General features: G+C 47.9%; 7 protein-coding genes. All 7 read left to right on the top strand.

All coding sequences use genetic code 11. The annotated features are described in order from the left end of the window. Positions 1-62: 62 nt before the first annotated feature. Entirely contained in the window at positions 63-2,783 is a 2,721-nt protein-coding gene (locus tag ACGHCT_RS18480; protein ID WP_390437192.1) for an NYN domain-containing protein, read from the top strand. A 917-nt stretch (positions 2,784-3,700) separates the two neighbouring features. Beyond that, positions 3,701-4,018, top strand: coding sequence for a PadR family transcriptional regulator (locus ACGHCT_RS18475; RefSeq protein ID WP_187143943.1), 318 nt, complete (start codon positions 3,701-3,703; stop codon positions 4,016-4,018). Next, positions 4,015-4,533, top strand: a complete 519-nt coding sequence (locus ACGHCT_RS18470) for a DUF2812 domain-containing protein (RefSeq protein WP_154261128.1) — start codon at positions 4,015-4,017, stop codon at positions 4,531-4,533. Before ACGHCT_RS18475 ends, ACGHCT_RS18470 begins: the two co-directional genes overlap by 4 nt. Before the next feature lie 106 nt (positions 4,534-4,639). Next, positions 4,640-5,611 carry a phospho-N-acetylmuramoyl-pentapeptide-transferase gene (locus ACGHCT_RS18465; RefSeq protein WP_154261126.1) on the top strand — a complete coding sequence of 324 codons (972 nt, stop codon included), beginning with the start codon at positions 4,640-4,642 and terminating at the stop codon, positions 5,609-5,611. A 244-nt stretch (positions 5,612-5,855) separates the two neighbouring features. Further along, entirely contained in the window at positions 5,856-7,205 is a 1,350-nt protein-coding gene (locus ACGHCT_RS18460; protein WP_390437191.1) for a hypothetical protein, read from the top strand. A 26-nt stretch (positions 7,206-7,231) separates the two neighbouring features. Next, positions 7,232-9,721, top strand: a complete 2,490-nt coding sequence (locus ACGHCT_RS18455) for a WG repeat-containing protein (RefSeq protein ID WP_390437190.1) — start codon at positions 7,232-7,234, stop codon at positions 9,719-9,721. Beyond that, positions 9,705-11,639 carry an ATP-binding protein gene (locus tag ACGHCT_RS18450; RefSeq protein ID WP_390437189.1) on the top strand — a complete coding sequence of 645 codons (1,935 nt, stop codon included), beginning with the start codon at positions 9,705-9,707 and terminating at the stop codon, positions 11,637-11,639. Before ACGHCT_RS18455 ends, ACGHCT_RS18450 begins: the two co-directional genes overlap by 17 nt. Positions 11,640-11,688: the final 49 nt, after the last annotated feature.

Genomic DNA, 11,688 nt, shown 5'->3' with positions numbered 1-11,688 from the left:
GACTTATGACCTTTCTTATGCTATAATCTATGGCATTATAGCATAAGAAAGGGGTATTTTCGATGAACGATGCATCAGAAAATAAACCAGAAAATCATAAAAAGCATATATGTGCCGGTCTGCTGGCCCATGTGGATGCAGGGAAAACCACACTGGCAGAGAGTATTTTGTACCTGAGCGGAAGTATTCGGCAGATGGGGAGAGTGGATCACCAGAATGCCTTTCTTGATACTTACGAACTGGAGCGTTCCAGGGGCATTACCATATTCTCGAAACAGGCAAAATTTCTGCTTGGGGATATAGAAGTGGCGCTTCTGGATACTCCGGGGCATGTGGATTTTTCGGCAGAGATGGAGCGGACGCTTCAGATTCTGGACTATGCCATCCTTGTGATTAGCGGCGCCGACGGAGTCCAGGGACACGTGCAGACACTGTGGAGGCTGCTGAAACACTACAGAATACCGGTCTTTCTATTTGTGAACAAAATGGATCAAAATGGGGTAGAGAGGGATAAAATTCTGGGGGAATTGAAAGAAAAGCTTGACGAAAGATGCCTGGATTTTGGAGAGACTCAGGACCAGGAAGAATTTATGGAGAACCTGGCGATGTGTGACGAGACTGCTCTGGAGAGATACCTGGAAACCGGTAGAATAACTTCCAGGGAGACTGCCAAGCTTATAAGCGAGAGAAAAGTTTTCCCCTGTTATTTCGGATCTGCCCTGAAAATAAAGGGAGTAGACAAACTTCTGAGTGGATTAGAGGAGTATATGGTCTGCCCTTTTTATCCCGAAGAGTTTGGAGCAAAGGTTTATAAAATATCCAGAGATCCCCAGGGGAATCGTTTGACTCATATGAAGCTGACAGGGGGCTGCCTGAAGGTTAAGGATCTGCTTGCCGGTGGAGAAGATGGGTCAGGTGTAAGATGGGAGGAAAAGGTGGATCAGATCAGAATCTACTCTGGGGCGGGCTATGAGACAGTAAGTAAAGTGAAAGCGGGTTCTGTCTGTGCAGTGACAGGACTTGGACGGACGTATTCCGGTCAGGGACTGGGGATAGAGTCCGCTTCAGAAGCACCTCTTCTGGAGCCTGTGCTGACATACCAGATTCTTCTTCCTGAGGGATGTGATGTACATGGTATGTTTCTGAAGCTGCGGCAGCTGGAGGAAGAGGAACCGGAGCTTCATATCGTGTGGGAAAAGAGTACGGATGAGATACGGGCCCAAGTGATGGGCGAGATACAGATAGAGATTTTAAAGAGCGTGATACAGGAACGTTTTGGCATAGAAGTGTCCTTCGGCGAGGGCAGTATTGTGTATAAAGAAACACTGGAAACCCGGGTGGAAGGGATCGGACACTTTGAGCCTCTCCGTCATTACGCAGAGGTTCATCTTCTGTTAGAGCCCTTAGAGCCGGGTGCAGGGCTTGTATTTGACACGGTCTGCAGTGAGGATATGCTGGACAGAAACTGGCAGAGATTAGTCCTGACCCATCTGAGGGAAAAAGTGCATAAGGGAGTGCTCACCGGCTCAGAGATAACCGATATGAAAATTACTCTGGTGGCTGGGAAAGCGCACCAGAAGCATACAGAGGGCGGTGATTTTCGGGAGGCTACGTACCGTGCAGTAAGGCAGGGTCTAATGAGCGGCAGGGGCATCCTTCTGGAACCTGTCTATGAGTTCCGGCTGGAGGTGCCCGCTGACAAGGTGGGACGGGCTCTGTCTGATATTCAAAAGATGTACGGCAGTTTTTCCCCTCCGGAGCTTGAGGAGGGCTCTGCAGTGATTCTGGGCAGTGCACCTGTGTCCGCCATGGGTGGATACCAGAGAGAAGTGATCGCCTATACCAGAGGAAGCGGAAGATTATTCTGCAGTCTGAAAGGCTACGAACCATGCCATAATGCAGAGGAGGTAATTGCTTCCATTGGATATGAGCCGGAGGCAGATCTTGAGAATCCTACGGGGTCAGTCTTCTGTTCTCATGGAGCCGGGTTTGTGGTACCCTGGGACCAGGTACCCGAATATATGCATGTGGATGGTGGATGGAGATTAAAGGAGGAAAAAAAAGAGGAGTATCCTCCGGAGTTATCCGTTTCTTCCGGATCCGATTTTCGTGAAAGCTGGCAGAATGAAAAGGAACTGGAGGAGATTTTTGTCCGTACGTTCGGACCCATAAAACGAGAAAAAATTGCCTGGAATCGAAATCATGTCCCTTCCGGGGCAGGAGAAAAGGAAAGAAGACCGAGGAAGCCGGACAGCCAAAAGGAGTACCTTCTTGTCGACGGGTATAATATTATCTTTGCATGGGACGAGCTGAAAGAGCTGGCAGAAGTAAATATTGAGGGAGCCAGAAACAAACTTATGGATATTCTGTGCAATTATCAAGGATATAAAAAGAATACACTGATTCTGGTTTTTGACGCTTACAAAGTAGAGGGGAATCAGGGTGAGGTATTAAAATACCATAATATTCATGTGGTATATACCAAAGAGGCAGAGACGGCGGATCAATATATTGAAAAAGTGGCGCATGAAATTGGTAGAAAACACCAGGTCACTGTAGCCACTTCGGATGCCCTAGAACAGGTAATTATCCTCGGACAGGGGGCAGCCCGGCTGTCCGCTGCAGGGCTCAGGGAAGAGATACAGGCGGCCAATATTGAAATCAGAAATACTTATATGGGGACACATAAGGGGAATAAGAATTATCTGTTTAACCATCTTACCGAGGATATGGCGGAATTGATGGAGGATGTGAGATTGGGGCGGAAGACGTTGGATGAATAGGGGTAAAGTTGGGATTTAGGGGTGTAGCGCTTGGACTTCGGCTCAAGGTGATTCAGGACGGCAGGTGTAGGTGGCAGGGGGACGGTGAGAGGACTCCCGCGGCAGCGGGCTAGCTGGTTCGGGCGGGAGGGAGGCTTAAGTTCCGGGGACACCTCCGTCGCGAAGAGAGTCTAAGACAAAACCGGAATCCCCGCCGGAGCACCGTTCGTATGTGCAAAGAATGCTTGATGTGCATTCTCTGCCCATGCTCACTTTTTTTCGGCCCTGACTGCCGAAAAAATCTCCTGCGGGAATCCCGGTTTTGCCTAAGACTCTCTAGTCACTCCTGCGGAATCGTCCCCGGAACTTAAGCCCTCCCTCCCGCCCGAACCAGCCAGCCCACCGCCGCAGAATTCCTCTCACCTGGGTATGGGGAAGTTCCAGGGGGTTGGCTATTTATCCAAAACATCGAGCGGACAATAGTGCGAAATAAGAGGAAAAGTGTACAACTCTCGACCTTTCCCCCCGTTTTCCATATGCCTGAAGTGAGGGTAAACCAGGTCAAGGGAGGGGGTCTTGGCGCCGAGGACAGGCAGGGACAATACGTAGATCTGCGCAGACTACGGAGTGCGTCCGAAGATCCACTGCCAGCGGTCACTTAGGAGCGAAGGCTCTCCTGAGCTTCTTAGTGAACGGCTAAGCAGTTAGCTGAGGAGAAACGCAGTAGCAAGTAGATCTACGTATTGTCCCTGCCTGTCCTCGGCGCCAAGACCCCCTCCCTTGACCGTCCGTCAGCGACGCTCTGCTCGCCGACTCTATACCTCCGAACTTTAGGCATACAAACTATAATTTTATTGACAAATATATCGTCAGCTGATATATTATAATATATCGATTGACGATATATTTGATATACAATAGATTGGAGGACGATAGGTGTGGAAAACGGTATTGTACTGACAGAAGCCTGGTATTATATTCTGTTAGCTGTAAGGTGTCCCAAACATGGATACGGCATTATACAGGAAGTGGCCGATATTACCTGCGGGAGGGTGAGTTTAGGCCCCGGAACCTTATATGGGGCCATTAACTCTATGCTGACAAAGGGATGGGTGAGGCTGTACAGTGAGGATAAGACGTCCAGGAAAAAGAAAGAGTATGTGATAACAGAGACAGGAAAAGAAATATTTGGAAGAGAAGTAGACAGACTGCAGGAAATGCTGGACAATGCGAAAAGAATGGGGGAAGGGGAATGAAAAAGTTTAAGTGGTACTACGATAAGGATGCAGAAGAGATATGGCTGAATGAGATGGTTAACCAAGGCTGGGCACTGGAGCATTACTTCCTGGGTGTATATACCTTTGTTCCCTGTGAACCGGGACAGTACATTTACCAGATTGATCTGATGCCCAGTACTTCTGCCGGTGCCCGGGACTTTAAGGAATTTATGGAGGACAGCGGTATTGAGGTGGTAGAACAGTGGAGCCAGTGGGTTTATCTGAGAAAAGATGCCCAAGACGGGGGATTTGAACTGTATACCGATGATTCCTCGAGAGTGGTACAGTATAAAAGAATAAGAAATTTCTTTACGTACATTATGATAGTGGAAGTGATAGTTGTGTTTCTTCAACTCAATGCTGCAGTTCAGACCGGTTCCTATATTTTCGGGGGAACAACGGTTTGTTTTGGACTGTTGCTTATTGTTCTGCTGAGAATTATTTGGAAATGCCAGTGGAAGATCGAGGAACTGGAAAAACGGAGAAACGGATAGTATGTTTATCTCTGGAGATAAGCAAAAAGGCATTGTTTTTTCCTCTTTGGGAGGCTATAATTAAGGGTGCTGACAAAAAGAGAATAAAGAAAAAGGGAAAAAACAAATGGTAAATTTTATTATTAACGGTTCGGTACCGACAGTGATGTTTCTGGGCATACTCTTTGCATTTTTTGCTACCTGCTTTTGCACGGCGAAGTTTCATCCCTTGCTGCCGAAGGATATAGGAAGGGATTTTGCCCATGACGGTAAGTTGTCCGCGGGGAAGCCGAGAGGGGCCGGATTCATATTTATATTGGTATTTGCCGCATCCGGGCTGATCTTTGCAAGGCTGAGCGGGGAGCTTGTCATTTACATTATTTTAGTAGTGGCAGCTATGATGATGGGCTTTTTAGATGATGCATCTAAGGTGCCCTGGGGAGAATATAAAAAGGGATTTCTGGATTTTGTGATTGCGGCTATGGTGGCGGTAACGTTTTTAAACTATAATTCTAATAAAGTGGAGATTATGATTACCGGGACAACCATTACAATTCCTGCTGTCTTATTTGGAATTCTGACAGTCATCTTGGTATGGGCATCCATAAATGTGACTAATTGCTCCGACGGGGTGGACGGTCTTTCAGGAACCCTGACGCTGGTTACCATTATCAGCATCTATATTATTGATATTATAAAAGGGAAGAATGATGATTTCAGTTATCTGATATTGCTGTTCGCGGTCTGTATCCTGGGGTATTTGTGGTTTAATGCCACGCCCAGCAAACTGATGATGGGAGATGCAGGTTCCAGAGCCATGGGACTGTTTATCAGTATTGCAGTACTCAAGACAGGGAGTCCGTTTTTATACCTGCTGGTTGCACTGGTATTGATTCTTGACGGCGGTCTGGGGCTGCTAAAGGTGTCGCTGCTTAGGTTTTTAAAGATACGTATTTTGAAAAATGTGCGGACGCCCCTTCACGATCACGTGAGGAAGGTTTGGGGATGGTCCAATACGCAGACGGTATTCCGGTTTACTATAATACAGATCGTTATCTCAATGGCTGCGGTTTATTTAGTAATTATGAGAATGATATAATCAGTAAGTTATTATTAGGAAAGCTTTCATCCTTTACAGAGGATGGGAGCTTTCTGTGCTATAATGTGTTATACCAAGAGGCATACCCTAGTTCATTTTCTTTGGGCTGACACACGCCTTCTCTGTATGTAATAGCAAAGAATAATACACAAGAAGGATTGACATTATTGATAAAAGTAGTATTATAGTATTAAGAAGTAATACTACACAACAGTACATGAAGACAGTTCCGGGAGGTGCGCGTATGAATAATGATAAGATATTATCAGAGGTAATGGTTGAAAGACTGGCGGAGCAGATTTTAGATGTCAATCAGGGAGCGGAGGAAGCAAAAGCCCAAGGGATAGACCGGGAAGAATACCTGGCAAAACGGCTTGTCAACGAATTTGGTGACACATTGGAAGAGGCAGAAGAATACTGTGCGTTGTTAAGGGAGGAGATGGAAAATCAGCATCTTATGAATCAGCGGTTTACAGAGACGGCGGATATAGAAATGGAGGCCAGAGAATATCTTTCCGGACTTGCCGGGAGTGAAAAACTGACGAATGAGGAATGCTATAAGATTTTATCGGCGATTCGGAATTATGCTATGCGGGGAAAGGTAGCATCTGTCAGGCATGCCTTTGAGGACGAAGAGGATTTCGCAGTACTTGATGAGGTTCTGGAAGCAGAAAAGGCTGCAGAGGAGGAATTGGAATATCCCGATGAGCTGGATGTCAACCACCTTTTAGAGGATACCATAGAGGCTTTGGAATATGCAGGTCTGCCGACAGGAATAGATTTGTCTGCGGATGAGTGGAAGCGGCTGGCACAGAATAAAAGTGTGCGGGAGCTGTCGGAAGCTATGGAGAAGAACCGAAAGGAACAGGAGGTTACGTACGCCTTCGTGATTTTCTGTGAAATGCGTAGAAACCATATCCTTTCCGACAGCCTGGAGACTGAAAAAGCAGGACTCATAAAAGTATGTGCAGGGGCAGCCGGAAGGCAGGCTGCTGGCTGCGTGGATCAGGCCTCGGCTATAAAGGATGGAGGATACTGTGAGAGTACGGCTGATCGGATCATCCGTTTAGGTGTCTCCACGGTTCTGGGGGTAGGCGCTGTTGTCCTTGGTCTGGGGAGCCTCATTGCAGGGGCAGTAGGAGGCGGATATGCCTTCAGCGCTGCCGCAGTGGGAGTCTGGAGTGGTCTGGAGGCTGTGGGGGTTCCATTTTACCTTGCCATGGCAGGTGGGCTGCTGTCAGGATGTGTTGCGATGGCAGCAGTGGCGGCTCCCATGGCCCTCGTGATATTTTTACTGGATAAGTATGAAAAAGACGGAGAAGAGCTGGAGAACTTTATCTGCGATAAATTACTTCTGCCGGCCAAGAGAACCATCGTGAAGTTTGCAGCCAAAATCCGAGATGTAATAGCCTATAACGCAGTACCGTATATTAGCGGGAAATGGACCTTGTTCAAGCAGAAGTTCGAGTCTGCCCGGAATGCCGCGAAGCAAAAGCTGACTTCCTTTGTGGAATCGGGGGAGAGATTTTTCAGAAGAGAGATGGGACCTAATTACCGCAGAGAAACAGAACATCAGAAAGTGTATCAGCCCTAGCCGTAAAGAGAAAAGGAGAATGCAGCATGGAATTATTAAAACTGAGCAATGCTGACGGTACGAAAAAGAGCATTTATTCCATGAAGATGCTTTGCAGGCATATGGAGGAGAATGAAGCGGTATGCAGAAATGAACTTCTGAGGTATCTGCAACCGGAGGGAGGCTTTGCCGAATGGTATGAGCAGCTGCGTCCGGTGCAGAAAGAGTGTGAACTCTTTAAGGGAGGCATACCGGACGGAAAAGAGGCGGCTATCATTCTGGAGGGAATATTCCGTGCAGGAAAAGCTGAGGATTCGTCTGAAGTTTATGAAAGTCTGCGGAAGGTACAGGATGATATTTCCCGCCTTTCCCAGTATGAGACAGAGCTGGCTGAAACAGCAGATGAGGCACTAAGCAGGATACAGCTGGAAAGGAAGAGACAGGGGCTTGCGGAGCGCGGAGCGGTGTTTCTCTCATCGCAGAGAGAGTGGGAGGATTATCTGGAAAGCGGGAATTTGCTTTTAGATGCTTCTGTCCTTCTTATGAAACGGGAAGATGAGGTATATCGGTTTCCCGGGGTGCTGCCGGTTCCCGGGGAGAGGATCCGGATCCATGGAATTGGCAGTCCGGTTTTGGAGATCGACAGGGAGGAAAGCCTGGAGTGGCTGGCAGACCATACCGTATTGAGCGGTTCCATCATACTAAGGGGCGGGGCACTGAGCGGTTCGTTTTTTTCTGAGCACATAGTTGGTGCGGAGTATAATAAGGCGTCCCTTTTCCGTCTGAGGAAAGAAGGCTGGCGGGGATATGCTCATGCGGACGGAAGGATCTCAGTACAGCTGAAGGATGCGCTATATTCTGGTTTGTATAATGGAATTATATTCTGGGAAGGCGAAGGGAAAAAGGGGTATATCGATATATGGGGAAAGGCGATTTCATCGGGGGAGTACAAGCCTGAAGGTCCTTTCTATGAAAACAGAGCGTGTGTACTAAATCAAGGGAAATATGGATATATAGATTCCACAGGAGCTTTAGTGATTCCCTGCAGATACAGTGAACCCCAGATATTTACAGAAGGACTGGCAGTTGTCAGCGATGAGGAAAGCGGACTTGAGGGTATGATTGATAAGGGGGGGAATATGAAGATTCCCTGCATTTATGAATCCCTGGGCGGCAGCAGCGAGGGGTATGTGACCGCCCAATTCGGTGGAGCATATGGATTCCTGGACGGGGAAGGAAATGTGGTGATTCCGTTTCAGTACGCATATGCAAGTGCCTTTTCCCACGGTCTGGCAATCGTAACTTTTGAGGAGGGAGGCGATCAGGAGAATAAGCAGGGGATCTGGGGTTTTATCAATACCAGGGGGGAGGAAGTAACTCCATGTATCTATGATTTACCTGAGGATTACTGGGGATTGTTTAAAAACGGACTGGGAGTATTGTCCAGAAAGGGAAGATATGGCTGTATCACTAATGCAGGAACGGAGGTGATTCCGTTTGTTTACGAGACTGCCCGGGAAGTTGAATCTTTGATAGAGGAGAATGAACTGAGCGAAGCTTCTATTTTTCCGCTGTGCAGAGAGGGGATGTGGGGCTATGCAGACAAATACGGAAAAACAGTGGTTCCCTTTCAGTATGAATATGCCGACTATCTGAGGGAAAACAGAGGCAGGATCAGAGATAAGGGAAAATGGGGGTATGTGAACAAAGCGGGAGCGGCAGCGGTGCCGTGCATCTACGAAAAGGCAGAAGATTTCAGGGAAGGGCTGGCGTTTGTATGGACAGAGGGCAGCTGGCAGAGTATTAATTATGATGGGGAGATAGTAGACAGCGGATTTGAGATAAGACGGTTTGGACGATATTTTGAAGGGCGCGCCCGGGGCAGGAGAGGTCTGTGCGGCTATGTGGATGAACAGGGACAGGAAGCAGTGCCCTTTATCTACGGTTATGTGGCGGAGGCGTTTGCGGACGGATGGGCGTCTGTCCGGCGCAGTGGGAGATTTGACAATGGTCTGTGGGGAATGGTTGACAGGTTTGGAAATGAAGTGATTCCGTGCAGCTGTCCCGAGGATCTGAGATCCGGACGTCTGGGCAGCTTTCGCGAGGGACTTGCCCCTGTCCGCTGTGATGATGCCTGGGGGCTGCCCGGGGCCTTGTGCGGGGCATATCCGGGATATTGGGGGTATGTAGACAGAGAGGGGAGACTGGCAATTCCTGACAAGTACGATGACGCAAAACCCTTCAGCAATGGTCTGGCACAGGTGAGAATCAAAGACCGGTGGGGCTACATTGATGTCCGGGGGAACACAGCAGCCCCTTGTATCTATGAAGCCTGTGAACCTTTCCGGGACGGAACTGCAAAGGTTAGAAGGGATGGCAGATGGGGGCTTTTGAATAGTCAGGGAGAGGAGATTCTGCCCTGTGAATATGACATACTGGAAAAGGAAGAGGCGGTTGTTATCCATTATCTGCATACAAGCCGGGATACAACGCTCATCATCGAGAAGGGAAGACGTTTAGATGAACAAAAATCTTGAATCTCTTGCTGAGAGAATTCTGAATCTGCATGAAAGCGGCGCGGCATTATTTCTTTTTGAAACTAATTACGATGAAGATCTGGAACGGCTCATTCAATTGTTATCCGGGGAATACGGGATTTTCGATCGGGAGCGGGAGATTCTGGAGATACGCCAGGAGTGGCTGAGTGACTGGCAGGGAGAAGACATCTTCTACTACCGGGGAGGAAGAGTTCTGGAAGAGAATTCACGAAGGCAGAGAGTAGGATGTACGCAGCTGACACGTCTGCGCAGCTTATATCTGGAACCGCCCAAAGGGACTGAATATCTGGCACAGGCTGTGGAATGCCTTGCTGCATTGAAGGATCAGCATGGAGTGCCTGCATTCCCTCTATTGGTCATACGAAATGGGGATAGTTTACTAGCACGGGATACAGAGAGGACATTTGCAAGAGCTTTGTACAGAGTAGGGAGGGCCAAGGCAGTTGATCATTCGGTGAAGCTTTTAATCTTTATGACTGTTACAGAGTCATTTTCTAACAGCAGTCTGCCTGGATACCTTCTCCCCTTTCTTCATATGGAAGAAATCCCTCCCCTGTCTGAAGAAAATATCCGATATTTGATTCAGGAAAGGAGCAGAACGGAAGGTATGTCTCTTGCAGCCCCCCTTCTGGATAAGCTGGTTCTGTATCTAAAGGGGTTTCGGGAGAGTGAGATTCAGCGTATTATGCAATATGCCTTACTGAAAGGAGATCCTTTTAAAAATGAAGGCAGACGGATCTTCGAAATAATCAGCAGAGAGAAGAAACAGATGGTGCTTAAAAGCGGAGGCCTGTTGGAATGGATAGAGGAGGATCAGAAGAAAATCGGCGGTCTTGAAGCTGCCAGAGGGTGGCTGGAGAAAAAAGCAGTCATCTATGAACATTTTGATGTTCTTATGAGAAAGGGAATGGAACTTCCAAAGGGAATGCTAATTGCGGGGATACCCGGATCAGGTAAGTCTCTTCTGGCCAAAACAGCCCGAAAGATATTCCGTCTGCCTCTTCTAAAACTGGATATGGGACGGCTTATGGGCGGTCTGGTAGGGGAAAGTGAACGCAATATGAGGAAAGCTCTGAGCCTTGTCAGAGATATGTCCCCCTGCGTGCTCTGGGTGGATGAACTGGAAAAGGCCTTTGCAGGGGCCGGGGAAGACGGACATGAAGTTACTATACGCCTGTTTGGAAGCTTTCTGACCTGGATGCAGGATAAGGATTTTCCCTGCTTTATTATGGCAACCGCCAACCAGGTCTCCAGTCTGCGCCCGGAATTCTTGCGAAAGGGCCGTTTTGATGAGAAGTTTTTTACCTTTATGCCTATGGAAACAGAATGTATTTCTATATTCAAAGCCTGCCTAATGAGACAGAAAAATTGTATCCGGTGGAAAGACATTGGGACGCCAGTCAGGGAAGGTGACATTGTGGGGAGAACCTCAGGCAGATTGTCCCGGGGAGAAGAGGAAGAGTTAGAGTTGGGGCTTCGAAAAGTATTGGATGCAGCAGCATCCTTTCCATGCAAATTTATGACAGGAGCTGACATCCAGTCTGTGGTGTCTCAGGCTTTTGAGGATTTGTATTTAGCTGCGCTGGAATCGGATCCGGAGGCGCTGTTCTTTACGGTGGATGAGTTGTCAGATAAGCTGATTCAGGCGTTGGCTCAGACAAAGACATATGGGGAGACTGACCTGGAAAATATCGGGAGGATGTGGATTGAGATGAAAAAGCATAACTTTTTGCCTGCTGCCGGCAGGGGGGCAGATCTGATTCCTTTTGAGGAATTTTCTATTCAAACGAATTCCTTTGGGGAAACATTCAGGAACGGAGAGGGTCTGGATTCCCTCTATGACAGAAAGATGAGAAACGTAATCTGTCAGGAGATTGAGCGTCAGATAGCAGAATGATTTAATGAAAGGAAGCGCGGCAGGAATGCGCTTCCTTTCTTGCACTTTG

It is taken from the genome of Lactonifactor longoviformis, from assembly GCF_042848515.1.
GTDB classification, from domain to species: Bacteria; Bacillota; Clostridia; order Lachnospirales; family Lachnospiraceae; genus Lactonifactor; species Lactonifactor longoviformis.
Note: the sequence above shows the minus strand (reverse complement) of the source record. Positions and strands in the feature narration are given on the sequence as shown.